General features: G+C 54.1%; 21 protein-coding genes and 1 CRISPR repeat array. Of the genes, 9 read left to right on the top strand and 12 right to left on the bottom strand.

Features of this window, described 5'->3' with window-relative positions; genetic code table 11:
- Window positions 1-12: 12 nt before the first annotated feature.
- The 6 genes from EPL00_RS21155 to EPL00_RS21130 form a co-directional block, all read right to left on the bottom strand.
- Complete coding sequence (locus tag EPL00_RS21155; RefSeq protein WP_135855188.1) at window positions 13-1110, bottom strand: phosphotransferase family protein; 1098 nt, start codon at window positions 1108-1110, stop codon at window positions 13-15.
- A gap of 42 nt (window positions 1111-1152) precedes the next feature.
- On the bottom strand, window positions 1153-1470 hold the full coding sequence (locus tag EPL00_RS21150) for a hypothetical protein (protein ID WP_135855187.1): 318 nt from the start codon (window positions 1468-1470) through the stop codon (window positions 1153-1155).
- An 83-nt stretch (window positions 1471-1553) separates the two neighbouring features.
- Complete coding sequence (locus EPL00_RS21145; protein WP_135855186.1) at window positions 1554-3233, bottom strand: serine hydrolase domain-containing protein; 1680 nt, start codon at window positions 3231-3233, stop codon at window positions 1554-1556.
- Window positions 3230-3949 (bottom strand): class I SAM-dependent methyltransferase, encoded by a 720-nt coding sequence (locus EPL00_RS21140; protein ID WP_202932732.1) that lies wholly within the window; start codon window positions 3947-3949, stop codon window positions 3230-3232. The genes EPL00_RS21145 and EPL00_RS21140 overlap by 4 nt, the downstream gene beginning before the upstream one ends.
- 198 nt (window positions 3950-4147) lie before the next feature.
- Entirely contained in the window at window positions 4148-5071 is a 924-nt protein-coding gene (locus EPL00_RS21135) for a winged helix-turn-helix domain-containing protein (RefSeq protein ID WP_135855185.1), read from the bottom strand.
- 677 nt (window positions 5072-5748) lie between these two features.
- Window positions 5749-6774, bottom strand: coding sequence for a Cdc6/Cdc18 family protein (locus EPL00_RS21130; protein WP_135855184.1), 1026 nt, complete (start codon window positions 6772-6774; stop codon window positions 5749-5751).
- A gap of 514 nt (window positions 6775-7288) precedes the next feature.
- Here EPL00_RS21130 and EPL00_RS21125 point away from each other — a divergent pair.
- The 4 genes from EPL00_RS21125 to EPL00_RS21110 all read left to right on the top strand — a co-directional run bounded on the left by EPL00_RS21125 (window position 7289) and on the right by EPL00_RS21110 (window position 12489).
- Window positions 7289-8113: a hypothetical protein gene (locus EPL00_RS21125; RefSeq protein WP_135855183.1), complete on the top strand. Its 825-nt coding sequence runs from the start codon at window positions 7289-7291 to the stop codon at window positions 8111-8113.
- A 609-nt stretch (window positions 8114-8722) separates the two neighbouring features.
- A complete protein-coding gene (locus EPL00_RS21120; protein ID WP_135855182.1) occupies window positions 8723-9997 on the top strand; it encodes a Cdc6/Cdc18 family protein in 1275 nt (424 codons plus the stop codon).
- 593 nt (window positions 9998-10590) lie between these two features.
- A complete protein-coding gene (locus EPL00_RS21115) occupies window positions 10591-11751 on the top strand; it encodes a tyrosine-type recombinase/integrase (RefSeq protein ID WP_135855181.1) in 1161 nt (386 codons plus the stop codon).
- A 348-nt stretch (window positions 11752-12099) separates the two neighbouring features.
- Window positions 12100-12489: a hypothetical protein gene (locus tag EPL00_RS21110; protein WP_135855180.1), complete on the top strand. Its 390-nt coding sequence runs from the start codon at window positions 12100-12102 to the stop codon at window positions 12487-12489.
- Between the two features lie 841 nt (window positions 12490-13330).
- On the opposite strand, the gene cas2 is transcribed toward EPL00_RS21110, so the two are convergent.
- Genes cas2 through cas4 form a run of 3 tightly spaced genes read right to left on the bottom strand, consistent with a single transcriptional unit; the run spans window position 13331 to window position 15151 of the window.
- Window positions 13331-13591, bottom strand: coding sequence for a CRISPR-associated endonuclease Cas2 (cas2, locus tag EPL00_RS21105; RefSeq protein WP_135855179.1), 261 nt, complete (start codon window positions 13589-13591; stop codon window positions 13331-13333).
- 1 nt (window position 13592) lies between these two features.
- Entirely contained in the window at window positions 13593-14588 is a 996-nt protein-coding gene (gene cas1b / locus EPL00_RS21100; protein ID WP_135855326.1) for a type I-B CRISPR-associated endonuclease Cas1b, read from the bottom strand.
- 2 nt (window positions 14589-14590) lie between these two features.
- Window positions 14591-15151: a CRISPR-associated protein Cas4 gene (cas4, locus tag EPL00_RS21095; RefSeq protein WP_238398279.1), complete on the bottom strand. Its 561-nt coding sequence runs from the start codon at window positions 15149-15151 to the stop codon at window positions 14591-14593.
- 155 nt (window positions 15152-15306) lie between these two features.
- Window positions 15307-16255: direct repeats of the CRISPR family, unit length 30 nt; unit sequence GCTTCAACCCCACAAGGGTGCATCTGGAAC.
- A gap of 687 nt (window positions 16256-16942) precedes the next feature.
- Between cas4 and EPL00_RS21090 the strand changes: the two genes are divergently transcribed.
- The 4 genes from EPL00_RS21090 to EPL00_RS21075 all read left to right on the top strand — a co-directional run bounded on the left by EPL00_RS21090 (window position 16943) and on the right by EPL00_RS21075 (window position 21513).
- Window positions 16943-18085, top strand: coding sequence for a hypothetical protein (locus EPL00_RS21090; protein WP_135855178.1), 1143 nt, complete (start codon window positions 16943-16945; stop codon window positions 18083-18085).
- Window positions 18086-18954: 869 nt separating this feature from the next.
- Complete coding sequence (locus EPL00_RS21085; RefSeq protein WP_135855177.1) at window positions 18955-19275, top strand: hypothetical protein; 321 nt, start codon at window positions 18955-18957, stop codon at window positions 19273-19275.
- A 602-nt stretch (window positions 19276-19877) separates the two neighbouring features.
- Window positions 19878-20252 carry a hypothetical protein gene (locus EPL00_RS21080; RefSeq protein ID WP_135855176.1) on the top strand — a complete coding sequence of 125 codons (375 nt, stop codon included), beginning with the start codon at window positions 19878-19880 and terminating at the stop codon, window positions 20250-20252.
- A 544-nt stretch (window positions 20253-20796) separates the two neighbouring features.
- Window positions 20797-21513, top strand: coding sequence for a hypothetical protein (locus EPL00_RS21075; RefSeq protein ID WP_135855175.1), 717 nt, complete (start codon window positions 20797-20799; stop codon window positions 21511-21513).
- Here EPL00_RS21075 and EPL00_RS21070 read toward each other — a convergent pair.
- Genes EPL00_RS21070 through EPL00_RS21060 form a run of 3 tightly spaced genes read right to left on the bottom strand, consistent with a single transcriptional unit; the run spans window position 21510 to window position 24656 of the window.
- Window positions 21510-22310 (bottom strand): uracil-DNA glycosylase family protein, encoded by an 801-nt coding sequence (locus EPL00_RS21070; protein WP_135855174.1) that lies wholly within the window; start codon window positions 22308-22310, stop codon window positions 21510-21512. The genes EPL00_RS21075 and EPL00_RS21070 overlap by 4 nt on opposite strands.
- Window positions 22303-23130 (bottom strand): hypothetical protein, encoded by an 828-nt coding sequence (locus EPL00_RS21065; RefSeq protein WP_135855173.1) that lies wholly within the window; start codon window positions 23128-23130, stop codon window positions 22303-22305. The genes EPL00_RS21070 and EPL00_RS21065 overlap by 8 nt, the downstream gene beginning before the upstream one ends.
- Window positions 23127-24656: a hypothetical protein gene (locus EPL00_RS21060; RefSeq protein WP_135855172.1), complete on the bottom strand. Its 1530-nt coding sequence runs from the start codon at window positions 24654-24656 to the stop codon at window positions 23127-23129. Before EPL00_RS21060 ends, EPL00_RS21065 begins: the two co-directional genes overlap by 4 nt.
- Before the next feature lie 158 nt (window positions 24657-24814).
- On the opposite strand from EPL00_RS21060, the gene EPL00_RS21055 reads away from it, so the two are divergent.
- Window positions 24815-25534: a hypothetical protein gene (locus tag EPL00_RS21055; protein ID WP_135855171.1), complete on the top strand. Its 720-nt coding sequence runs from the start codon at window positions 24815-24817 to the stop codon at window positions 25532-25534.
- The last annotated feature ends 739 nt before the right edge of the window (window positions 25535-26273 follow it).

The raw sequence follows: 26273 nt of genomic DNA, 5'->3' as shown, positions 1-26273 counted from the left end.
GACGTCCGGGAGTCAGGCTAGCTCTTCGAGTCGGGTTTCCGCGTCTCGAATTCGGGCGTCGAGTTCTCGCTCGGCGCGGTCTCTGAACTCCGCGGCGTCCAGTTCACCCGTCAGTTCCGCGAGCACCGACCGGACGGTTTCAATTCTGGTGAACTCGCCGACGGCGAACAGCGACTTCAGCGCGAGGAACGTCTCCGACGTGGGTTCGATTTCCCCGTATCCACCATAGAACGCCGCTCGGAAGTCGTCCCGGACCTCGTCCGATTGGAAGATGCGGACGACGTTCTCCTCGACCTCCCAGAACTCCCGTGCGCTGCATCCGGCTTTGGCGTGTTCCCAGTCCAAGACCGCTCGAACGGAGCCGTCTTCGGTGATGAGGTTGTCGGGGGTGAAATCCGCGTGCAGCAGGACGGGACCGGATTCCGGACGAACGGTCGCCGACGCCTCCTCGAAATACTCGTAGGCCTCGGCGACGAGGTCCGACACGGGCGAATCATCCGCCGCGGTCGCGTACTCCTCGTACGTCTCACGGTAGTAGTCCCTCCAGTCCGACGCGCCGTTCTTCACGGTCAGGTCCCGCGTCGTCTCGCCTTCGAGCGCCCCGTAGGTCTCGAACTGCGTCTGTGCGTGGAGCGTGCCGAGTACGCGACCCATCTCACGGACGATGGACCGCTGGCGGTCGCGCGGAAACGATTCGAACTGCTCGATACTCGACAGTTCGTCTCCCCACACGTACTCGACGATGGCATACGGATACGGGACCTCGGTATCCTCCGTCTCTATCGCCCGTACCGACGGCACCGGGACTTCCGTCCGGGCGTTGAGATAGTCGTAGACCGCGACGCCGTTCCGGAGGTGGTCCGCGGCCTCCTCCGGAGCGAACTTCAGGACGTACTTCGATTCGGGGTCTCCGAGCGAGACCACGTAGGTGACTCCTCCGGCCCCGGCCATCGGGTCGCCGTGAATCGTTATCGAGTCGGCGTCGGGAAACGCCCGTCCGACTGCTCGTCGGACGTCGGCTTCGCCGACGGTCATCCGTGACCGAATCTCTGATTTTCCCCGCTCGGCCGCTTCTTCGAGTTCCGTAACGTATCCTAAGCTCGTGAACATAGTCTCGAATGGTTGTCTGTTGGTTTCTGATTTTTCGTCGGTCTACGATGGCAGGAACCCGAGAGCAACGAGTTGCCAACTGAACGCGAGTCCCAGCACCGCTAGTACCGTCTGATGAACACGTGCGGGCAACGACCAGTAGTGATTCCGCCACGCAAGTACCGAACCCACGGCCGTCCCGAGTGTAAGAATTACGATGATAGTCGGGAGTGCGAGCGTGATTTGCAGCGAGAGTGGCTGCGTCAGGAGGGCGCGTTTCCCGCCCCGTTCGAGGACGAACAGGAACGAGGAGACGAACCCGACGGAGACGAGGCTCAGCGCGACTCCCGCCGCGCGAGCGAGCCAAGCGGGGCTCGTCACCCGACGTTCGACGCCGCGAACCATCCCGGTCCAGTAGTCGGCCGCTCGTGTCCGAGACGGAACACGCGGGCGAGTCCTTCCCGTCATCTCGACTCCTCCGTGGTACGCTCGCTACTATCGTCGCACCGTTTCAATCGCCGCCACGCACCGAGTCCGCCCCACCCGAGGAGCGACGCCCCGAACCCGGCCGCCGAGCCACCGACGACCCCAGCGGTCGTGAGCTGTCGCGCGCGGACCGGAACCGGGCGATAGACGCCGGTCGGTTCGCTACTCACGTTCAGCGCTCGAACTTCGTCGTCGCGGACCTCGAAGGCGAGTACGTCGTGGCTCCCGACCTCCCGATACACGTACGGTTCGGTTTCGACCCAGTGACGGGGCTCACCGCCTGCCGTCTCGGTGCGCAGTCGCCCCTCACCCGCCGATTCCACGGACAAGTGCGCAAGGAGGCCGACCGCCTGCAAGGGGCCGGTCTCTGGGAAGTACGTGGCGCCGTACTCCCCGGCGACCGTCGCGGCGCGCTCGTGACCGCCCGGCGTCGCCGTCGGAATCGGCGGGGTCGGCGATGGCTGGAGGCCAAACTCGGCGACGAGTTCGTCGACGACGACCTCCGGAGCCTCGGTGCCGTTCACGTTGTAGGCGACGAAGATACCGACATCGTGGTCGGGCGCGAGGAGCAGGTAGCTCGTGAAGTCGACCGTCGCGCCCGAATGGGCGACGAGGTTGGCGTCCGGGTCGCCGTGTTCGTGGAACCCGTACCGCCAGTTGGTGACCGCCGGATGACGAACGTGGTGTCGGTCGTGCATCGTCCGAACCGACTCCTCGGCCAAGATTCGCGCGTCGCCGACCGCGCCCCCGCCGAGGTGGGCGCTCATGAACGCGGCCATGTCCGTCGCCGTCGCACTCGTCGAGCCCGCGGGGCGCATGTTGATGAACACCTCGTCTGCGGGCGTGAACGACGTTCCCTCGTCGGTGTGGCCCGACGCGAGGTCACCGGAGAAGTCGTCCGGAACCGGTTGCGCGAACGTGCTGTGGGTCATGCCGAGCGGTTCGAAGAGTTCCGACCGGACGTACCGCTCGAACGTCATGTCGTGGGCCTCGGCGACGACGTGTCCGGCGAGTGCGGCCCCGTAGTTCGAGTACTCGACCAGTTCGCCCGGCGGGCGTTCCCGAGGCGGCCTGCGGTCGGCCAGAAGTTCCTCCAACGGGTCGAGCGCGTCCGGGTCGGCGACGACGCCGGGGTCGAGGCCCGATTGGAAACCAGCGGTGTGCGTTCCGAGGTGTCGGAGCGTGACCGGTTCGTCGTACGTCTCCGGAATCGTGACCGCCGAGTCTTCCAAATACGTGTTGACGTCAGCGTCGAGGTCGAGCACGCCTCGTTCGACGCCTTGCACGACGGCGGTCCACGTCACGAGTTTGCCGACGGAGCCGACGCGGAACGCCGTCTCGTCGGCTCGCACCGGGGTGCCGGTCAACGTGTTCGCGGTTCCGTATCCTTCGGCGAGGACGGGCGTATCGCCCTTCACGACGGCGACGCTCGCTCCGGGCGTCACGTCCCCGAGGCGCCGGCGAATCCGCGTCTCGACGAACTCCTCGAGTTCGTCCGCGTCTGCGAACGGGTCGTCGGGTGCCGACGAGACGCGAGATTCGGCGGAGACGGTGGTTGCCGTCGCCGGACCGCCTACGGTTCGGAGTCCGGCGACGCCGAGGCCACCGAGACCGACGAGGAGCCTACGTCTCGACGTGTCGGTCCTGCCGTGAGTCATGGGGACCCCGGCGTCTGATTCGGAGCGGCGTCGATGGTGACGACGAGTCCGAAGAGCCGTCCGCTAGCGCGCTCGACGGCGAGGTCGGAACTCCGGACCGTCCGTACCGGTTCGTGGTTCAACCGACAACCCGCTTTCTCGTAGTGAGACTCGGCGCGCCAGTCCTGCCACCGAGCGACCGGAGCGACGTCGCTCCGGCCGTGTTCGAGGAGCCGAACGTCGCCGTCCGGTTTGCAGACCCGCCCCATCTCGTCGAGGGCCGCAGTCGGGTCCGGGAACGTACACGTCGAGAACGACGAGACGACGGTGTCGAAGCTGTTGTCCGGAAAGTCCAGTGTTTGTGCGTCCATTCTGTGGACGGTGCCGTCCAGCGCGAGAGCGTCGAGTTCGTCGCGGGCATACGCGAGTACGTCGGGGCTGATGTCGATACCGACGACGGCGTCTGCCGCGTCGAGATACCGGAAGTTTCTGCCCGTGCCGCAGGCGACGTCGAGTACTCTGCCGGTGGCCGTCCCGAACTGCTCGCGGCGGTACCGCCCGGAGAACAGTCGGTCGAGCCGACTCCATCGGGCCAGTTTGTCGGCCACGTCCGCGTAGGCGTCGGCGATATCTTCGGCCGACATCGAACGTCTCCGGGATTGCTCCCACGGTTCGGCGTCGGTTCCGGTCGTTGGATTCTGTGCGTCTGCTTCGTCGCCGTGCTTGCTCGGTTGCATCTGTTCGGACCTCCTCGGTTGCGAGTGAGGAGGGGCTATCGACGCCAATAAAAGTATCGTATATTTGATAATTTGTCGCGATGGTTTCAAAACTGCAGTTGACCGAACAGCGACGGAGTACGTTCCGAATCCGGCTCTACGGACTAATCTCCGGGAATGGGACACATCCCTGTCAACGGCCGTTAAGTAAAATGCTTGTCAAGAGTGGCGGAACTCGCCGCTCTCGCGTCGCACGCGCTCGGTGTGAGTCACCGTCGCGCTCGAATCGAGGAGCAGTCGCACCGCGTCGTCCCCGTGACGAAACACCACCTCGTATTCGACAGGCCCAGACTCGACTCGTTCGGACGTCCAGCGGCCCTCGTAGACGTGTTCGTGGAACTCCCAGACGCCTTTCGAGGTCACGTCGACGCCGTGGTCCCAATGAAACGCGACCGACGCCGGATGCGAGGCGACGCTGTAGGTCAGCGGACTGTTGTACTCCCGGAGACACTCCTCGCAGTCGCTCGTCACGAGGAACGAATCGGCGTCCGGTAACGGACTCTCCGGCATGGCTCTCACCGCCGCAGTGAGACGAGCCCCACACTCCGGACACATCCCCCGTCGAATCTGCCTGTAATCGTCGACGCTCCGGAGTTTGACGCTCTCGACGAGCGCATCACCGTCCCGCGTCTTCGCCTGTGCAGGCGTTATCGGCTGTCCCGTCACCTGTCGGTCGCACTCCCTGCAGTCGATTCGGAAGAACTGCTGAGAGAGACACGCTTCGAGTTCCTCCTCGCCACAGAACACGCACACCCCGGCGACCGACTCGGGACCGAACGAATCCGGTCGTTCGTAGTTCCCCGACAGGATGAATCGAACGATGCGCTCACCGGCGTGCGAGAGGGAGTATCCGGAATCGCCCTTCCGCAGATACGTCCCCGTAAGTTCTCCCAGATGATACGACAGCTTCGAGGTGTTCTCGACGTCGACGTGGTCGTATATCTCGGAGAACGCGAGTTCGGCCGGTCCGGACCCCGCTTGGTCGAGTTCGTGCTGAGCGATAGCGACCGCTCGAAGGATATCGACGCGCGTCTCGTCGGCCAAGAGCCGAAATATCTCAGTCGCCGAACGGTTCGTCGTCATCGCTACTCCTCTCGCTCTGGTCCCGCTACGCTCTTGAAACCTCCGTCGCCTCCTCGCCGGGTCGTCGGCGACCGAACGATTTCGAGTGAGTGACCGTCGGACAGCCACACCGAACACGCCGGACTCGACCCCGCTGTAGAGCGAGTCGAGGAGGTCGCTCGTTCGTCGTCGTCCATGTCGAGGAGACGCCCGTCTCTAAGTCGAGGAGGTAGCGGAAACCCGAGAGCAGTCTTCAGCGACAGGGGAACGAGAGGAGGGTGGCGGCAAGTGGATTGAGGGCTTCACTGTACGGCAGGACGCAACATGATGGTTTCTTGCCGCCAAACGTGAATATTAAACTGAATATAATAAAAAATCGATATGTGGCAGCCCCGAGTCACACGGAGGTCCCGAGAAAGAGGCCCAACCTTACGCATCAGTCGAATCGACCGGAGTCGTCGGTCGAACTGACTCGATACGAAAAGTCACCCGACGAATACACAACTCCACCTAGAACGCTGTCGTACTCTCGGTCAGGTGGTGACGGATTGAACGGAGTTCGCCCGCCGGTCTCGGGCGTCGTGCCGTCGAGTGTGAACTCGATCAAGTAGTAGACCGGCTCGGTAAAGAGACATACGTTAAGTGTTTTTGCGTTCCTCGGGCTAGGGAGACGGACTGGATTCGTTTCGTAGAATCGCTCACTCGATAGCGTCGAACGTCTCCGAGACCGACCGATACGTCCGGTCACGACTCGTCCCCTCGGCCGCGATGACGTCGTACTGGTCCATCTTCGACAGATAGTTCCGGACGGTCCGGTCGGTCTTCGGGTCCTCTATCCGCTCGCGGTACTCCTCGTACAACTCGTTCGGCGAAATCGCGTCCCGTTCTTCGATAATCTCGTAGAGGGTCTTTTGGTGGGGCGTCAGCGTCTCCACGTCCTTCTCGTGGCGTTCGGCACGGGCTTCCGGAATCGAGGAGTCCAGAATCTCGTCGGTGATCGCCGACTCGTACTCTTGGTGAGCCTGCCGGGCGGCCGTCCGCAGGATACTCAACGCGACGCGAGCGTCGCCCGCCGCGGCGTCGGCGATGGTCGCCAGCTGGTCGCGCTCGATAGCCTCCTCTTCAAGGCCCCACTTCACGCGAGCGTCCATGATGGACACGAGTTCGTCCGAATCGTAGCGGTCGAACCGGACACGCTCGCACCCGGTGAGCCGACTGGTGAGGCGCTCGTCGGCGTTGGCGAACAGTTCGCGCTCGCGGTTGGCGATGAGCAGCATCGGGAACTGTGGAAGTTCGTGGAGGGTGTAGAGGAGGCGCTTGTCTTCGAGTTGGTCGGCTTCATCAAGGATGACGACGCAGGGCGGGCCGTCGTAGGTCCGCAGGCGCTCGAACAGTTCGTCGCGCGGCGTGGACTGCCGGTGGATGTCCACGGTCTTGCCGAGACCTTCCAGAATCCGGTAGAGCGTTCGGAACTCCGAGAAGTTCTGCCAGCAATTGACGTACTGGTACTCCACGTCGAGGACTTCCTGTCGAAGCTGTTCGGCGGTGTACTTCGCGAGACAGGTCTTGCCGACGCCGGAGGGACCGAGGAGAAGTGTAGTGTCGGCGGGGTTGCCGTCGGTGAGCGGCGCGAGGATTTCGGTGAGATGGGTGACTTCGGCGTCACGGTGTTCGACTTCTCGGGGGACGAAGCCGGTTCGCAAGACCCGAGCGTCGGTTATCATTGACTGTGGTATCAGGTTCGTGGGACTTAAGCAAGCGGGTCGTTTCCGGAAGTTCCAGTTCTACTGGCCCTGTTGTGGATACGCATATTCTGTCTGGACCTCACCGTTCTCGTAGGTGAAGTCTCATCGTCTGAACACCTACATTAATACCTAATAAGAATAGAAAGATTTATTCGTTAGTCCCCCAATTAGTTAATTGCGATGGCACAACCCGACCCACAAACTGGCAACTCGAACGACTCAGTTAACCCGTTCAAGGAGTCAGTAGAAGCCCGCTGGCCAAATACACGCGTGATTGTTATCGGATTTCCCCCAACTACCGACGACGAAGGAGGGAGCTAAGATGGACCTCACACGTGCTACCGCAGGGCCCGATCAAGAGTTGGCCTCGAGTGAGCAGATGTGACGCTCCAGCTTTGAGGGAGATTCCGAAGGTAGCGTCGACGACTGGTAGCGATTTAACCCCGCCATCAAAGCACAAGTGCAAAATCCGCGAATGTCCTCCACTCACCTAATGAGCAACGACACTACTGAATCGCCGTATCAGATACCCCACGAGTTGGTCGCGCTCCGGCAGAAATCCGACGAAGACTGCTATCGAGTTAGCCTCTCGAAGGCCGCACAGGACGCCGGTATCGAGAAAGGCAGCAAGGTAACTGTGCAGCTTGACCTTCAGGAGACTCCCCCAATGATTATTATCGGGAGCGCACCAGACGATACGGAACTTCCCGGCATGGAAGTCCGAACCTTCCACCAAAAGGTTCTCGTACCAAATAAAGACTTAGAGGACCTCGGTATCGACCTCAATAGCTATGACGACACTCAGGAGCCGTTCCTCTTCTACCCCCACGTCTTAGAGGAGATGATCGCGCTGGAGCCACTCGGATACGCGAGCGATGTCCTCGACGACCAGGACGCAGACAGAGATGTCGAAGCCGACGAGGACGCAACTGAGGCAGACGAGCCCGACGTGAACGAAGCCAGTGAGCCTGCAACTGCTGTCTCTCCGGATGATATCACGGCCACGAGCAACGCAACTGGAGTGTCGGAATCAGAGCTCAAGCAGGCGGTCACTACTGTCACAACGACCGTCGACCGTGACGACCTTGATGATATTCGTTCAGACGAGTTCAATCCTCTCCTTGGAGACGAAACAGAGATAGTGTTCGTCAAGCCGGACAAGTGGACTGCGATGGTGGGTGACGCTCTCGACCGAGACGAGGATTTGGTTGAGGCCGTCCGATTGGCGTTCAACCGGGCTGCGCGAGACGTGATCGGTGCCGACCGTGACTACCGGCGGTTCGAGAAATCAGCGGACGCGGTCGTTCTTCGCGACTAACTAGTTCACGGCGGGGGTTAGCAATTCTTTTCAGACTGGGTTCGGAAGGCAGATGTGCGGGTAAGGTCGGTTTGTGCCATCAAACGTCCTTTCCCGTTTTCCTAAGCTTATAAAATAACGGCGGGCAGCAATGCGAGTTTTCCTGCGGATTCGTCACGGGTGGGACGGGGGGTGTTAGAGTGTAGTTGGAGAGAAACAAAGGGAGAACGAATTCTGGTTACCGGCAGGGTACTTAAAGTAGAAATAGCTGGATTCTATTTCCGCCGCTAACTGTATCTATTGCTGTACTTTTCTACTACTGCTATCTAATATAGTAAAGTATATAATAACGCGATAAGAACAGCGAGTGGTTATTTGATACCAGAGTAACCAGTTAGATAAGAATAAGTCGCTATAGACATTCTACCCGCCGATTTTATGGTATATTTTCGAAATCGAATTCCCCCAAGAGCATCCCCTGCCGTTTTCCGTCTACACTCTAATGCCCCCCGTCCCCCAGTGGAAGCCGAGACCTTCACCGACAGCATATTCACTCTAACTAACCCCGTTCACTCTACTCACTCTAGCAGGGGGTTATAAGTGCCTCCATGCTCACGCTTCTGATAAGACATGCGAACGTTCGATGAGGCCGACAAACTCTACGACGACATCGACGCCTTAGAGCCGGACACCGAGACCTACCGTCCGAAAGACCTCCCCGAGCGTGAAGACGAACTGGACGAACTACACTCCGCCCTCGAACCAATCGCCCGCGGTGGCACGCCCCGTGACGTGCTTATCTACGGCCCGACCGGGCAGGGGAAGACCCACGGCGTCAAACTCAAGACCGACCAGTTGCAGGAATGGGCCGACCGAAACGACGTAGACCTCACAACGGTCAACGTCCAGTGCAAAGGGTCGGACAAATCCTACAACGTCCTCACGCTCCTCGTCAAGCAACTCCGGGAAGTCCGATTCGGCCCCGGCGTGGACAAACCAGTCGGCCACCAGCGCAAGACCCTCGTAGAGATGGCCTTCGAGGAGATGGAAGAAATCGGCGGGACCATCCTCGTCGTCCTCGATGAGATCGACGCCATCGGCGAAGACGATTATATCCTCTACGAACTCCCGCGAGCAAACCTCGACGACGCCAAACTCGGCGTTATCGGCATCACCAACGACCTCCAATTCCGCGATAATCTCGATGCCGACGTGCGCTCCTCGCTCGGCAAGCGAGAAATCACGTTCCATCCCTACGACGCCAACCAACTCAAGAACATCCTCGCTCGACGCGCCGTGAAAGCCCTCCGGGACACCGAGTTCGAAGGCAGCGAGGAGAAGTTCACCGCCTTGGAGAGCGGCGTTCTCAAAGACGACGTGATTCCGCTCTGCGCGGCGTTCGCGGCCCAAGACACGGGCGACGCTCGGCAGGGACTCAGGCTTCTCTCTCGGTCTGTCGAGTTGGCGAAGAAGGAAAACGACGAGGTAGTCACCGAATCCCACGTCCGGAAGGCGAAGGCTGGAATCGAACGCGACCGAGTTGGACAAAGTATTCGCGCGGAGACTACCCAACGGAAGCTGGCTCTCCTCACGGTGGTCGAGGCCGCCGAGAACGGCGAAACGCCCGCCGAGACGAGCGACCTCTACGAGAAGTACTCAGACTACTGTGAGGCCATCGACGCCGATAACTACATCGACCACACCTTCCGGGAGAAGTTGAACGACCTCGAACACTCCGGCCTCTTGGAGAAAAACCGGACCGGGCGAGGGCACGGCAAGGGCATGACGAACACTTACGACCTACAGGTCAGCACCGAGACTGCCTTCGAGAATCTGTCCGCGGATGGACGCTTGAGCAAACTCGTTGAAAATATCCGGTCCGGAAGGCGTCAGAGTACACTCTAAGCCACCCCGTTCAGTCTAACGGGGGGTGTCCTTCTTGCTGGCGACTCCCTTCCGATATTTTCGTGACGCTTTGAACGCGCTACACTCTACTGCACCCCGTTCAGTCTAACGGGGGGCTTCCGTCCAGTTAACAAAGCCCGACAAGCAAGCTTGAGCGAATTTCTGATCTGGAACTGGCTTATTTTTCAACTCGACGGCCCTTAGCTTCCATATACCGAAATACAGTTTAAGATTGCCGCCTACGTCCTAATTCAACGACTTCCAGCACTTTCAGGCCCTTTAGCCGCATAAATACTTTTCAATATCTGCACTTGTGATTAGCGCAAGAATCACAAGTAGATTTTAGTAAGGCCACGCCCTCAGGGAAGCACGAAAGCGCCGAATCACTCAGAACCCGACCTCTCACCGCGAAACCTCCAGATTCGGCGAAAGGAGCAACCAATGCCCCCACAAGACGACGTGCGCTTCCAACCACCCGCCACGACCACGTTGCACCGCCAACGAGACCAACACCCGCCCCACGTCGACGGTGGTCGCCATGTTTAACCGCGACCACGACGCTCTCAAAGAGTTCAACAGTGAGGAGGTCGCCGATGCCGAGTAGGAGCGATCAACCGCTCGACGGTCCGCTCGAAGACTTCCTCACTGATAAGTCGAAGGGCAACGACTCGGGGAACTACCGGCGGAACGCCGAGCAGGTACTCAACAAGGGGGACCAGAACTGGATCGACTGGATGCACGAGGAACGTTCGACGTATACGTTCGCGGCGCTTGACGTGGACGACCTCGAAGCATACGCTCGACACCTGAAGCGGCGTACGAATGACGTGAATGGCCTCGCGGCGTCGTCAGCGCGGAAGTACTACGACTACGTGCGAGCGTACCTCTCGTGGTGCCAGCGCCGCGAATACCTCGCGGACAACCCGGCCGCGAAAGATCGGGCGACTGACGCGCTCCCCGACGACGACCAGCGGAGCGAACACACCCAACAGCTCTGGTCGCCAGCGCAACGCTCGTCGATTATGGCGTATGTGAATGAGCGTGCCTCTAAGGCGATAGACGAGGAGGGCGGGGATGCGCTCGCGGAGACGCGCGACCGGGCGTTCGTCGCGACAATCGCATATTCGGGCGTCCGCGGCGGCGAGATCCTCTCCGACCGCAACGACGACCGCCGCGACGGCGTACGCTGGACAGACGTGGACCTCGACCGCGGTACCATGACGATTCTCGAAAAAGGCTCTCAAGAGTACACGCAGACCGGCGTCCCAAAGCAGGCTGTCTCGGCGCTCGCCCGCTGGAAACAAGTCTTCGACCCGCCCTCCGAAGAGTGGCCCGTCTTCCCGACGCTTCACGCGCCCTCGCTCTCCTCGACGGTCGCGGATGGCCTCGACGCCGAGGGCTACGACGACGAGGAGATTGAAGCGAGGCGCGCAGATGCGACGGCGTTGGAGGTCTGCTACGCCGAGGACATTGCACCTCCGGCGCTGACGACCGCGGGCGGCCGAAACTTGATGAAACGGCTCTCGAAGGCCGCGGACGTACCCGACCTGAACACCGACGACGGCGAGTACTTGGAACTGCACGGCGGGCGGCGGGGCGCTGGTGATACGCTCGTCCGCGAGAAGGGGTGGGAGCAGGCCCAAAAGCACTTGCTTCATGCGGACCCGAAGACGACGATGGACGCCTACTCGCACATCTCCGCCGAGGAGACTGCTGAGGAGGCCGGGGAAGCATTCGATGAAGCCGATCAGTGAGTAAATCGATTATATTGATGATGTCAAGTGTTCGACCGACACCTCGAAGGCATCGTCAAAGACCAAGGGAGTGCGTCGGTCAAGGGTGTTTCGCGGAACTCCTCTCGGGCGAGGAGGTCCGGTAGGCGCGTCGTGATGCGGTGTGGGAGAAGTTGGCTGGGGCGTTCGGGGATGCCGATATGTGAGCCTTCGAAGTGGCTGAATTCTCCGGCAGTTGGCTAAGCGGGGGGATGGGGACCTGCGAGTAAACTCTCTGAAGTACCATCGACGGTTCTGACGGTACATTGGCAAAGTCTACGATCCGACGTGGCCAGAAAAAGTTATAATAAACTAAGGTGATTTTATTTTATGGCTCAATCTGTTCTGAGAGGGCTTCGCTTCTCGATAGGACTCGCTCTCCTCATCGGTCTCGCTAACGCAGTCTTTGGTCTCTGGTTCCTCTCTCAAAATGCTCGAATCGGGCCTGTCGGGGTGGTCTGGAGTGGAATCGGACTGACAACGACAGTCGCCGTTCCGTTAGTTCTCCTCACGCGATACTCGCTTGTGACGCCGATGCTTACGGTCGCAGTGTTCGTGTACGGGTTTTACTTTGTTACCGAGCCGACTGTTGGAGAACCCTTCGTTGGCTACGTGCTGTTCTGGCCCGTACTAGTCGTAATTGGCCTTCTGCTCGGCGGTACTGAGTACCTCATCCGAACTCAATTCGGAATGTTTCCACCCTACATGCTCAGGCTGTAAGCGCGAGAAGCACGGTCGCAGATTCCTCCCCCGCGCTAAAGGGCGGGGTTTCCTGCTTACCGCAAGATGAGTAATCACTAGACTGTGCGGTCGCCTCTTCAATCGAGGCGTCGGGACGTTCCGAGAGCGCCACTGTCGCCCAGTATCCGGCCCCAACCATGTCGATGACGGCTTGATCAAGTTAACCTCCTCGCGTGCCTGAAGATCTGGGGATTCTGTTACCGGATTTCAACCCGAGTACAACGGCCCTGCGGTTTCAACACCACTAGAATCTACAGGTTGCCTGTTTCGGCGACCTCTAGTTTGATACTTGTGTCTTCGACCGGAAGAGCGTTTCACTCAATCTACGCAGTAGTGTTCTGTGTAGTCCCCTCCACTGGAAACCCACAACAGACCCAGAATAGCTCAAAATCGCTATGTTTGAATAAACTATATTTTGATATATGGAAATGAAGGGCCGATCCCTTAGTTCACGCTAACTGATGGAGGTTAGCATTCGTCCAGTCGCAGCAGCCGCTATAACAGACTATCGACGTGCTGCAACACCCGACCACCTGGACAACAGTAACACCACACACCTTCAACCCCACAAGGGTGCATCTGGAACACGTGTTCGTGACGCCCTGCGCGTTCACGATCTGGAAGCTTCAACCCCACAAGGGTGCGTCTGGAACAAGAGATTCTGGTTATCTTCGCTAACGGCCGGGTTTGCTTCAACCCCACAAGGGTGCGTCTGGAACCATGCCGGATTTCCCGGCCATACGTCCGCTCGTGGCCGAACGCATACAAGTGTTTTCGTCGACCTCCAATTCCCCCTGAACCCCCGGGAGGTCGACGGAGATTAGGTGAAGCGACTGCCGGGGTCGTCGGTATCACCGAAGGTTTCGTAATCGACGATAGCAGACGATCCGGCCTCAAACACGATAACGGAATCATCGCCTTCCAGTTTGTCTCGGATTTCGTTTTTCATTCCCGTTATCTGGCCTTCAGTCAGGTCGCCGTAGAAGACCGATTGTTGGAGGTGTTCGAGTCGGCGACGCAGGAGCTTCCGGTAGATCCGAGTTCGTTCGGCAGGCACGTCGTAGACAACGATCACTATCACGTTACCACCACCGCTCCGTCGGACGATACGGTTCGCCGGTAAGGATGTGCTTCTTCAAGCTATACACGTCGGTTCGAACAAGCGTCTTATAGCTTACTTTCCGTTCAAGCCGCGGATGTTCAACGGTCCGGTCGAGCGTCTCCTCAAACGCCTCCAGAACCGCCGCGCGGCCGTCCTCAGTAAGCAGACACCCCCCGAGTTCGCTTTCGAAATCATCAATACCGACTTGCTGTCGATTGACGAGTCGGAACAGAACCCTATCGGCGAGGATCGGCTTGAAAATGTCCGCGATGTCGAGCGAGAGCGTGAACCGACGCTCGCCAGGTTCGTGGACGAACCCAATTGTCGGATCGAGCGCCGTCTTCCGAATCGCCGACACGCACGTCGTGTACACCATCGAGTTCAGAAACGAGATTAGGGCGTTCGCTTCGTTCGTCGGCGGATTGTACTCTCTCTTCGTTAACTCGAACGGGTCGCGGAGAATACGGTCGAAACAGCGGTAGTAAATCTTCCGTGCGGTCGCTTCGATGCCGCGAAGTTCGTTGATTTCGGTCGTATCGAAGATACGTGCTTTCTGCTCTTCGAGGCGGTCTACCGCGCTCCCGAAGTCTTCCGTCCGGCCGTCGTAGTACTGGATGTTCGCCCGCATGTTGTGAATGCTGGCGGCGATGATGTCGTGCGCAATACGGAGTCGACGGTCAGTATCGTCGTACGCTCGTACCTGTTCAACCACCGTGTTTCCGGAGACTTGCTCGCGCTTCGGAAGGTACGACCCGCGATAGTAGTCTTTCCACCCGAACACGTGAACCGGAACGCCGTGGTCGTTGAGCAGGCCGAGCGCCCGCGTATTGAAGTCGATCTGGCCGTGGAGATACAGCGTATCGACACTCTCGACCGGGAGGTATTCCGTCTCACCGTCCAAGGTATCGATTCGGAGAGTGCCTTCGTTTCGAGACAGTTCGCCGTCGGCGAAGATGTGATGATTATCCTTTGGCATCGTTATACCCAACAGATGTCCTGATAGAGGCAGGCGTCACAGTACGGTTTTTTCTCCAGCTCTGGTGGTGCGTCGCGCTCAACCACCTCGATAATACCGCGAATAGTGTTTTCGACTTCTGACCGCGTTTCATCGTTCAGCTCGACGTTCTCGCGTTTGCGTTCCTTCGGATACGCGAGAACGCCGTCTTTCTCGATATCAAGAACCTCGTCGAGATACCAGAGGTAGTATAGCAGCTGCATCCGAGCTGGTTTCTCTAGCGTCGAGGAGACTTTCACCTCCATCACGTCGCCGGAGTCGAGTACGTCGAGTTGAATCCGGCCGTTAATCTGGTAGGACTTCCGGCGGTCGTCGTAGCTGTTTTCGTCGACGTAGCTACCTCGCTGGATGTTCGTTGTTTCACGGTCGATGTCCAACCCGCGGGACATGAACCAGAGTTCGCGCTCACAGACGTGGTAGTACTGGACCATCAGGCCCGTTATCGGAGTTTTCGGGTCGCGGTGGGGGTCGCGCTCGGCGGCGAGGTACCGGTCTACGATACTTTTGTCATCGTCCTCATCCATTAGCTTTGAAAAAATGTTGTTTGGTTAAAACTCTTTGGTGAGAGAACATCTACGACTGTCGGGAACAGTCGTGATCTGAGCCACCACTATCGCTTGATCCCACGTGGTACAATTGGAACACTCACGACGCTCGTCGCACTGGTCGCTTCGACCGTACTTCAACCCCACAAGGGCACATCTGGAACCTTCATCAGGTACTCTTTGCCCTCGTCGGTGATCGGGCTTCAACCCCACAAGGGTGCATCTGGAACCATGGCCTCGGTCGGCCAGCGCCGCCTCAGCGCGGTCGCTTCAACCCCACAAGGGTGCATCTGGAACTCCGGAACGTCCGTTATCAGCAGTGTTGACCCCTCGCTTCAACCCCACAAGGGTGCATCTGGAACTGTTCTGGCATTGCGTGTTTGTCTACGCAACCTGTGCTTCAACCCCACAAGGGTGCATCTGGAACCCGCGTTTCGTGCAGTGTCTGGTTTGTGGTCGAAGGCGCTTCAACCCCACAAGGGTGCATCTGGAACGGTTCGTGACGAATCTTGAGCCGACATTGGAGAGCTTCAACCCCACAAGGGTGCATCTGGAACTGGGCGGGGAGGTCAACTTGGCGGACTTACCCCGGCTTCAACCCCACAAGGGTGCATCTGGAACTGCGCCGAAGCGTTGGGGTTGTCCAGCGTAAAGTGCTTCAACCCCACAAGGGTGCATCTGGAACTAGCGCCGGTAGGGGTTCGGCCAACTCACCTCGACGCTTCAACCCCACAAGGGTGCATCTGGAACACACCGGCAATGTTGGCGGAGCGGGCTACTACGACGTGCTTCAACCCCACAAGGGTGCATCTGGAACCCCTCACGACTCGGCCCCCTCACGAGGAGGGACGCTTCAACCCCACAAGGGTGCATCTGGAACAGTGTTCGTCGTGACTGTCTGGTGGGGATTCCATCGCTTCAACCCCACAAGGGTGCATCTGGAACGTTGTCGTAGAGCGAGACGCTTGATTTCTCTCCCTTAGCTTCAACCCCACAAGGGTGCATCTGGAACTCGATGTTCCGTTCAAACAGCTCTTCGCCGTGGCTACCGATGCTTCAACCCCACAAGGGTGCATCTGGAACCATGCCGGATTTCCCGGCCTCACAGGCTCTCATGGCCGAACGCATACAAGTGTTTCCGTCGACCCTCAATTCCCCCTGAACCCCTGGGGGGTCGACGGAAACAAAGGACGATGCTTCGGGAACCGTAGGTTGGTGCGAAAGACATCTGTTGTTGGTACAGTTGAGAGCTAGACAACGGGTTTGTCCCACCAGCTACGCGCCTCGAACGGTCGAGGAGAGGAGACCGTCGTGGTTGGTGGGTTTTGCGAGTTGATTTAAATACTCTATAGATGGTATGAAACGTTCGTTTTCTCGGGGTGGACTTGTTCTATCTCATGTATTGTCTCCGCCAGTCCTCTTTGAATTTACCTTCTCGAATGTACTGTTATTTGTGGTGTCTGAGAGTTTGTGTCCCCACTTTCACATCCATTCTGTCCACGACTGACCTTCACATTCTTTCTCTCCGTGTTCTCAATCGTGACTGAAATCGACTCCGCCTTTCTAATGGACCGCGTGCTGACCGAAGAGTCACGCGCTCGCTGCACAAGCGCGTACCGGCGGCCCTTGAGTTTGACTACGAGAAAGTAGAAGTCATTGAGAAGCCTCCTCCCGGCGTCAAGGTGCGTCACCTCCAGCAGCTCAAGGACAATTCGGTACACGTCGACGTTCTCCTAAACCACGACGAAAAGCCGACGCTGGGAATCGACGATGTCGAGGAGTACGCTGGGCTTGGCGGTTATTAACATAGAATTCGGGCTTAAAACGTCTGATTTGCTAAATTTATTATTAATAATGAAAATAACAATGATAGCTCAAGAAAGACAATTTTCTAATTATAGTTGCCTAACACTAATATTGGACAAAAATCTAATGTATAAAGATTTAACTAGAACTAATAGGTTTTCTAACATGATGTCGGAAGAAATCAACCGACGGAAGGTGCTATCGGCGTCAGTTGGATCGATCGCAAGTTCGCTCACAATTGGAGCAGGTGTAGCCAGTGCTGGGAGTTGCACAGACCCAGATTGGCTAGAAGATGGCTCCCGATGGGATTACGGTAGTCCGGATGTTGTAGATTCAGACAATCTGGACAGTGGCTGGGTATACAGTACTACGTATATGCTAAGCATGTATACAAACTCCGTTGGAGATCAACTGTACCACGGAGCCACTGCAGTGTTTGGATTCGACGGCTGTGGCGATGGCAATTACGATGCCTATCTAAAAGGGCACGGATCACGGATTCAAGTCTCTGATGGAAGTCTCTATGCAAACATGGACCCTAATAACATTTGTGTTTGGCCTGATACGGCTGGCTCCGCTCAAGAAACAAGTGTTCCAGCTAACGTAGCATGGACAACCCTCAAAGGTGCAATCGGGTTAGCTAGTATACAAACCGGAGCCGCTGTACTTGCGGCAGACATAGTGAAGTCCGCTGTCTTCACCGATGGACAGACCAAGTCTCTAGATAATGGCCAACATTATGCATGGGGTCACACGAATAATAAATGGGCGAGTGAGCTGAGACACAATCTTGTTGGTCACTTCATTGATTTCCTCATAGAACCCCCCAGCCAAGGCGCACCCGTGTCATTCGATCTCCACCATTACGTAGACCTCAAGGAAGCGAATGCTTATGAGGATATTCGTGACCCTTACTCGGAAGTTGAAGAATCGTACGTCTTTGAGTCTGGCTCTGATGGAGGCATCAGCACTCAAAGTAGCTCACGAAAGAAACTCAGTGAGAGTGAAATTGAAGAACTTGGTCTTCCCGAAGAATTCGTACAGGACGGACCTGTCTACGAGGTTACTCCCGAAAACGCATCTTTGGAAGCTACCACAGAAAAGTGATGTAGTACATATCCTGTTTAGAGTCAACAGGTGCAAAATTCGATCATGATGGTTCAGTCTCGATGGTTCGTCCCAGTCCTTGTTCGCCATTGACTGTGTGGATGAACCAAACTTCCGTTATTTCAAAATTCGAATATTCTATTGTACCAGAATATTCGACACTTCCAGAACAGTCAATAGATGGAGACCGCTGTTCTGAGGACCGAATTGTACAGACGAGACTCTTCTCTTCAGGTGAACCGTAAACAGTAGAATCGATCCCATATCCCTTTTTTATATCTTTGATTACACCTCTGAACTTTATCCCTCCATCGTTATGTTTACTGATATTGATATGTGACGATTTATCTTCGCAAAATTCATTCAAAACATTTACTGACGAATTTGCTTGTGGGTCATTATTTTGGGTCTCAGTTTCCAATATGGAGCAGCCAGAAAGTGCGATTAATCCCAACGATAGTCCTGTGAGATATTCTCTCCGACGCATATACTATCATCGTCTACCAATGTGTTAAGAACTTCGTTCTAGATAGTAATCTAACACCAAAGCATCTATATAAACGATGAAATCGACGAGGTCCGGAGGTCGAACTCGAAACCGAGACCAAGGAACTCGTAGATACGCTGGTTCGGTCGCTCAAGGCGCAAGCCAAGCTCGTCGCCAAGTGCGGAGGCGACAAAGGCGGTGGGGAGAGTAGTGGAAGTGGAGGAGCCGACGAGTGGAAACCGGCGGTCGGCGCGAACGCGGTCGCCAGGGAGATCTCGCGAAGCGAGTTGGAGAGACCCGACGACGCGCCAGTGGTCGTCTTCCCGTCGCAGGAGTCCGGGCTGACGTTCCTGCAGGAGAACGACGCGTAGGTTTCGTCCGGATGGGACAGACGCCGGAGTACACCGCGGTCTACACCACGCGGACGGCGCGCGAGGTCCGGTCCGTCGCGGCCGAGACGGTTGTTCCGGCCGCCGAGGCCGAACTAGCGAACTCGGTAGACACGGGCGAGGAGGTGACGTTCGGTGCGCAGAAGACGGTGGTCTTCGAGTCGGGGATACTCTACGAGCTGGCAGCGATTCCCTTCGGCGAGGAGTACCCGCAAGCGCACCGATACACCGAGTTAGGGGGCCTGCGTAGGGCGTCGATAACCGACGAGTTGTTCGAGAGATATGTAGACCTCCTCCGACACGGGAAATCGTGACAGCCGAAGTCTTTCGGCCGACTCCAAGATACACTTTATTTGTCTCGGTTTCACTAACCAATGACGCCAACCGAATAGCGGCTGGCATTGGTTAGCGCGACATACTCCGGTCCAAGGAGGGACTGTAGAGCGCAGTTTAAGTGCGGTTCTAGCGGTGTGAAACGCGCGTTTTACCGCGTTTTGGACGCTCTATCTTGTGTTTTGCTTCCAGTAGCTTTAACTTGATTACGTTCCTAACTCTAGTTAGGAAAGCCGAGGCTACACGGACTTGTTCTTCTTTTCGGAAGAACGGTCCGCGGGTGCGCCAACACCCGAGACCACGGCTTTCCAATGGTAGGAGGAAAGCCATGTTCGAGTCAAGTCTACGCGAAGAAAAGCGTATCGCCAGCGAATCGAATGCAGTCCGTTCGGAGGAGGTGTGAGTATGGGGTGTCGCAAGTGTGGGTGTTGTACGCCCTATCGGATTTGCCGTGAGTGTGAGCGTATGGAGCGTGCTGAAGAACAGGCGCGGCGCTCCGACTCGATGCTTGCTGACGCAGCATGTCCTGAGTGTGGCGGTCAGACGAGTGGCGAGGGCGTCGTCTGTTGGAGGTGTCGCTAGGATGGCGTATGCCGAGTCGGAGGCCGAGACCGTGCGAGTCGAGACCGACATCGAGCAAGTGCTTACTGGGTTGCAGGTTGGGCTAGCCGGAGCGAAAGGCACCTGCTGTTGGTGTGGTCGGGAGTTACACGACAGCCACTGTGTCACGGTGTATGCGTATCGGACCGCCGGACACGACCAGTGGAACCTGCCGCGGATGTATTGTCGGGACTGTAACGAGGGTGAGATTGAGACGCCCACGCTCGGGACAGCCGAGGTTGTGGCGACCGCGTTCCTTGGAGTGTTGCAAGTGGCCGCATCGCAGACGAGTCGGTTGGTTTTGACGGGTGTTGAGTTGGAGGAGTACAGCGGGCCAGACGACGGAAGCGACGCATAGCGCGTCAGTTGGGGTGGAGGTACTCTCTTGATTGCGGTCGGTGGTTGTCGCTAGTTAGTCGGGTAGACGTGAGGGTCGAGATGGACGGTAGCTTTCGCTAACCAATGGTGGCGGGTTTCGGGAGTCGGCTTCATTGGTTAGCGATATCGTGACAGAATGCTGTTGGTATTGGAGACCGCGCGGAGTTTTCCCGAGTGGCGAAGGTTAGGATTCGCGCCAGCTACTAACCAATGACTGCTGTCGCTAGGAAGGACTTCATTGGTTAGCATCGATTCAGATTGGTCTGTAGCATTTAGCGTGGCGGAATCGAGAAGTGTAAGACCGATAATTGTCCCGTAAAGATATCCCTCGTGACTGAGCAAGGCCGTGGAGCGTTGTAGGAGTACAATGAGTTAGCCCTCTTCTGATCCTCATCCGGAGAATAACCAATCTTATTGCCCACCTTTATATTGACCAGAGTATGGAGATATCTCTAAAGGAGAACTCATGTTTTAAGTTGCTAGGCTACCATCTCCTCCATAGGAGACGGTTACGTACCTAGATTATGTCCCCGCAACAACGTAGTAAGGATGGCGAGTTTCGGACAGTCTACAACGATGATAAGTTCTTAGTCTGTCTACAGAATCAAGAAGCTGCAGATACAAGAACTATCGCTGATACTGTAGGTTGTTCACGACGAACCGCATATACTCGTCTTTGTGAATTAGAGGAAGACGGAAAAGTAGAATCGAACAAAGTTGGGAACTCCATTTTATGGAAGAAACCCGATAGCCTTGGGAAAGGTGAGAATCAAAAGCTGAGCGAAATAATCAGTTCAATCCATAATATCTCACCTGAACCTGAAAAAGGAATTGTTCTTCCGATACAGAAACCTCACAGTCAGGACATACTTGACGGTAGTAAGAAAATAGAATTCCGGCGGACTAATGTCAATCAGACGAATCCTCCAGATGTCGGATTCCTGTACGAAACTGCGCCTACGAAAGGAATAATTGCAGTTTTTGAAATTGAGTCAATCGAAAGGCGGTCTGTTTGGGAGCTAATCGATCTCGGAGCAAAACAGACTCCCTCTACGAGAAAATCACTCAAGGAATATTTTGATGGGAAAGATTCCGGCACTGCTATTTTTATTGGGGATGTTGAACCGATAACCCCGCCAATTAAACTATATCAAGAATCGGGGAACGAGCGTGCGTTTACTGTTCCTCAGAACTTCTACTATGTAAACCCTGTAGAATTTGTTGATTCTATTTTAGGTTAAGAGAACTCAGATAATCCTCCCGGCGAATCCCAACAATCTGGAGAGTCCTGCAGGACATCGTATCCCATTCTCTCTAACTTATCTCTTACAAATATAAGTGCGTCTCTGAAATGTATCTTCTTATTTCTCTGTTTACGGTTGTCATCTGAATTGATTAGTGGTGGATTAGCCATTGGATTCTGCCCTGAAGGGTGTGGGAACGCAACTAGAGGAACATCACGACCGTGTTCCTTCGTTAAGATTCCACTTCCTCTACGTCCAAGTATTTGTGAGAGTTGTATATCTAAAGGGTCACTCGTCGAATCCAACATCGAGGCAGTGGCAACTCGACCCATAGTGATAACCAAATCTAAATTTTTCATTGCACCAACTTGATTTGATAAAAATTTACGTTTACAGCTTCTGACGACATGACCTCCTACTTTGGATACAGAGCCACCAACAAAGCATTTAATTGCAGAAGTAGCATAAAAATCATTCTCGTTGAGAAAAGCACTGAACGAATCTGGTGGTTCACCCTTGATACCAATCCCATATTCTTCATCGTAAAAGTAGGATATCATCCGTCTACTAGTCGGTCCGCTATATGCTGTTCCTTCGCTTGATTTTTGATCTGGAGCCTCAGTCAATAATAAGACACTAGGATTCCGACTACCGCGTCTTTCATCACCCGGCTGAATATCACTTCGCTCTAATTCTAAAGAGGTAGAACTACAGCATTCTGCAAAGTTATCACAGTTACTGATTCCCGTCTCTGCTTCAAAAAGCGACGAGTTAGATCGGTTATTTTCACTCATTTTTATTACAGCCTTCTATTTTCTCTAGATGTTTCTCGTACTTTTCCACTTCATCGTGCTGAACCTTACCTCGACTGATTATCTCAAAACTGTCTTTCCAGAGTCGGTCATAATAGCGAGTCCATTGCTTATTCAACTCCTTTGATTGAACATAGGTATCTCGTGGTTCCGCTAATTCTCGTTGTTCACCGACAGCAACAAAATATGTAGTATCACGATCAATGAGCTGAACTGGAATATAGGCTGTATTGCCTTTTTCTGGTTCATTATCTGGAATACAAGCTAGTGAGAAATTCCGGTCGCCTTCGTGTTCTTCCTTCATTTTTTCTATCCAAGATTCATGTTGGGGGAGGGCCCGAATGAGTCGCTTAAATTCCACATTGTCATCTGCTTTTTCTTTTGTTATTTCTCCGATCTTGTTATAATATTCTTTTTGATCATTGTTATTGCTGTTCAGGGGATTTTCATTGTGGAAATAGCTAATATAAACATGGCGGTCTGCATTCCGTACATCAATCATAAACCGATCATAAAAATTCCATTCTGATATCTCCTCTATCGAAGCCCGATTTTCTACGAATCTGTTAATATTTTTAAAATGGTCTTGGTGTTCTTTGTCCATATTATCTACTTTTGTATGGAGGTAATCAAACGCAATCGTGAGTTCTAAGAGAAGGATGCTAGAGAATATAACAATAAGACCTGAAGCTGAGACAATATCTGTAAAAAGAGTTAGTACAGTAGCCAAGGCTGGGACAAGTAAATTAATTACCCAGAAATATTGTGCTTTTGTCCAGTTGCTCAAGGCGTAATCACTCATGAATCTAAGAACTTTCCTAAGAAAACCATATCAATTCCTTCCTTGTAGGGCTCTCGGATAAGTCCTTCTCTTCCGTAGCCATTGCGGGTAAAGAACGACAGAAGTTCAGAATCAAGGAGTGGGACATGAGTATAGAGCTTTCGAGCCCCTTGGACTTCTCTAAGATCATTTTCTACGAACTCGAGGAACTTTGTAATACTCTCACCGGTGACACGAGTTAAGAAGGGGCTGATTTTAATGCCGCCTCCACGTTTTAAGCTCGCTATGGTCACACATTCGATTTGGTCATTTTTCCCACCAATATAGACTCGTTTTCCTTTTTTGTGATATTCGGACTCTAACTCTCTATTTTCTGCTTTCTGAACAGACTTAACGAAACTGTCATCAATCTCGTTATACCAAGGCTCCATAGACTCAAGAATGAATTGCTCAAATTCATTTGACTCGGAGGAGCCAATACTAAATTCTAAATCTTCTATTGACTCTCTTGTTGGGTGAATATTAGCTTGAGGAGAGCCAGATCGTAATAATTTACCACATACCAATTCACTATGGTCTTCAGAATACTGATTGATCATGTGAGCTTCCGTTTTGTACCCAGATTTAAGAAGATAAGTTAGTACCTGATGGGCAGTTTCCGGAATGGTAGAGTATGTTTTCCGTACATTTTTCTCTTTCAGTTTCTTATCCAAGCGTTCTCGAAATTGTGGCCCCAATCCTCTTCCTCGATATTCCGTTTTCAACATGGTAGGACCATATTTAACGCTTCCTCCTCTCTTCCAAGTTGTAACACTAAAGCCCGCTACTTGATTATCTACTAGGAGAGTATAGATTTCCTTCTTCTTAGTGAAGTATCCGTATGGATCTTCTCCTTCCTCATGCGTTTGGACTATATGATCGATAAAGGAGTCGGTGATATCAGCGTACTCAGAAGGAACTGGCGACTCGGAGAATAATTTCCGGAATTGATCTTCCTCTTCCGGAACCATCAGGCGAAAATCTAACTCAGACTCTCCTTCTTTTTCTTTGCCATCTATCCAATCATATAGCGTAGTGTTGGGGAGGAAGTCACCTATTAAATTACTGTGTTCTGCCAAGAGACGGAGAGAACGGTCCGTTAAATAAATGAATGAGAATTGGTTGGGGACCTTTAATTCATCATCTACTTTAGTAATATCCTCTACAGAAATAGGTTCCTCAAATTTATCAATCTCATCAACTTCTATTGCTAATCCTGTTTCCCAACCTTCGAAATAGGACATAAACCGATCTTTGACGGATATATCTTTGCCAAAATTTTCCCAAAGGGAAGCAATTTCTCCCTCATAAACGCTGCCAACGCTAAAACCGCCAACAATATGTCGGTACCCGTTCTCCATCAGCACTACATACGACAAGTCTTTGGGGAGACTTGGTTTCCGAAATTCGTACTCTTTTTTACCCGAGAATATTTCCTCAGAAAATTGAGGGTCAATCGAAAGCAGGATTATGTCATTTCTTTTTCTTTTAACTTGTCTCTTAACCATTGCAGATAATGAAAATCATACCTTAGTAAAAAATACTTTCTATTTAAGAAGTTTAATAAGTCAGCATATAACCATCATACATATAGTATACAATGAGTTTATGGCAACTGAGTACACGGCACCTATCGTACGTTATTACTTTTATATTGGCTGTAATAGTGACATTGTTGACTATATTCACAGGATGGAGTACAAATACCCTTCTAGGCGCATTTATAAGTCTCTTAGTCGTTCAAATAGCGACAACACATGAATTTCTTAAAAGAAGGCTGAATGACATCGATAAAAGTTTAGAGAAGGTTAGAAAGTCTACTAAAAATGAATCAATAGTTGATCCAATAAGAGAGCCAAATTTCTATTCTCACTTTCTACAGAAAGTGCGATCCGCTAAACATCAGGTCTTTATTAGTTATTTTGATAATAAAAGCCCTCTCGATAGCGCCAATGAAAATAAAATAAACTATTATAGGGAAATCGAAAGGGTGACAAAATCTTCAGATGCACAATTTCGTCGTCTAATCAGGGCAATTCCAGAGATGGAAGAGTGGGTAGAGGAGTTGGTAGAGACTCATAAGGGTGACGGGAACTTTTCTTTGGCTTGTTTACCAGATAACAAACCTGAAAAGGACCTGAATGAACATATTGCCGTTCAACTGATAGACGACGAAAGTGCATATTTTGTGGCCGTCGGAGAGCAACGTGAATCGACGTATCCTCGTGATTCATATATCCGTTCAGAGGAATTGAATGATCAGTGGGGACAGTACTACAAACGGCTTTGGGAACAAAGCTACGTAGTTATAGACAGAGGACGTATTGTTGAATCCGAGTACAAAAAATACAAGGAACATATAAATAATCTAAAGAAAAGAGACTAACCCCGAAGATAAACTGACTGACCATCACGCTACTCCTCGTCGTTTTCCAGTTCTTTGGCATCGAGATCCGCCCGCGAGATACTTCTGGCCCTTGTCGGTGAGTTCGTAGCCGCCGCGCATTCCATCTACCTTGGTAAGGAGGCCGTGGTCGGCTAAGGTCCGCATGCGTCGTTTGAGGTGGCCATACGAGATATCAAGAAACCCGTATCGATTGGCGAGATTATAATGGACTGTTTTGGGAGTTGTGGTGAGATCTTTCTCCGCATAGAATTCGAGAATAGTATCGTCTGGGCCGCTCATCCATGAGACCCGCGGGCGCATTTTATTCGTCTTCTAGCTCACTCGCATCAAGGTCGCCTGTGAGGTACTGCTCGCCAGTTTCGCTAAGGATATAGTAACCTCTGTCAGGACGATTGACCAACCCAGCCTCAACAAATTTTGAGAGTCGTCGGTTAACGTGATCTCTGCTAATATCTAGATTGTATGCGAGTACTGCAGGTGTGAGAACGAGATCGGAATCTGCCAGCGTTTGGAGGATAAGATCATCCGTGGGACTCATCCAGTCGGGACGCTGGCGCATGTGGATAGCGTGCAACGACCGAGGGATAACGACGCCGACTCTTACACGCAAATAATGAATTAGTGTTCTCAGAACATGGATTAATGATTAGTTTTATTAGTTAGTCCTGTTGAGATGGAACTAACGACCAATCGACGGACTCTCAGAAGTGGATCCGTG

The sequence above is a fragment of the Halorussus salinus genome (assembly GCF_004765815.2).
GTDB classification, from domain to species: domain Archaea; phylum Halobacteriota; class Halobacteria; order Halobacteriales; family Haladaptataceae; genus Halorussus; species Halorussus salinus.
This window is presented reverse-complemented; position numbering and strand designations above follow the sequence as displayed.

Bases quoted from the DNA above. Each gene is read 5' to 3' on its own strand.
- EPL00_RS21115 (WP_135855181.1), top strand. From the start codon at position 10,591: ATGCCGAGTAGGAGCGATCAACCGCTCGACGGTCCGCTCGAAGACTTC.
- EPL00_RS21145 (WP_135855186.1), bottom strand. From the start codon at position 3,233: ATGACTCACGGCAGGACCGACACGTCGAGACGTAGGCTCCTCGTCGGT.
- EPL00_RS21070 (WP_135855174.1), bottom strand. From the start codon at position 22,310: ATGAGTGAAAATAACCGATCTAACTCGTCGCTTTTTGAAGCAGAGACG.
- EPL00_RS21060 (WP_135855172.1), bottom strand. From the start codon at position 24,656: ATGGTTAAGAGACAAGTTAAAAGAAAAAGAAATGACATAATCCTGCTT.
- EPL00_RS21130 (WP_135855184.1), bottom strand. From the start codon at position 6,774: ATGATAACCGACGCTCGGGTCTTGCGAACCGGCTTCGTCCCCCGAGAA.
- EPL00_RS21085 (WP_135855177.1), top strand. From the start codon at position 18,955: ATGGGACAGACGCCGGAGTACACCGCGGTCTACACCACGCGGACGGCG.
- EPL00_RS21125 (WP_135855183.1), top strand. From the start codon at position 7,289: ATGAGCAACGACACTACTGAATCGCCGTATCAGATACCCCACGAGTTG.
- EPL00_RS21080 (WP_135855176.1), top strand. From the start codon at position 19,878: ATGGCGTATGCCGAGTCGGAGGCCGAGACCGTGCGAGTCGAGACCGAC.
- EPL00_RS21135 (WP_135855185.1), bottom strand. From the start codon at position 5,071: ATGACGACGAACCGTTCGGCGACTGAGATATTTCGGCTCTTGGCCGAC.
- EPL00_RS21155 (WP_135855188.1), bottom strand. From the start codon at position 1,110: ATGTTCACGAGCTTAGGATACGTTACGGAACTCGAAGAAGCGGCCGAG.
- EPL00_RS21110 (WP_135855180.1), top strand. From the start codon at position 12,100: ATGGCTCAATCTGTTCTGAGAGGGCTTCGCTTCTCGATAGGACTCGCT.
- EPL00_RS21065 (WP_135855173.1), bottom strand. From the start codon at position 23,130: ATGAGTGATTACGCCTTGAGCAACTGGACAAAAGCACAATATTTCTGG.
- EPL00_RS21090 (WP_135855178.1), top strand. From the start codon at position 16,943: ATGTCGAGGAGTACGCTGGGCTTGGCGGTTATTAACATAGAATTCGGG.
- EPL00_RS21075 (WP_135855175.1), top strand. From the start codon at position 20,797: ATGTCCCCGCAACAACGTAGTAAGGATGGCGAGTTTCGGACAGTCTAC.
- EPL00_RS21140 (WP_202932732.1), bottom strand. From the start codon at position 3,949: ATGCAACCGAGCAAGCACGGCGACGAAGCAGACGCACAGAATCCAACG.
- cas1b (WP_135855326.1), bottom strand. From the start codon at position 14,588: ATGCCAAAGGATAATCATCACATCTTCGCCGACGGCGAACTGTCTCGA.
- cas4 (WP_238398279.1), bottom strand. From the start codon at position 15,151: ATGGATGAGGACGATGACAAAAGTATCGTAGACCGGTACCTCGCCGCC.
- EPL00_RS21120 (WP_135855182.1), top strand. From the start codon at position 8,723: ATGCGAACGTTCGATGAGGCCGACAAACTCTACGACGACATCGACGCC.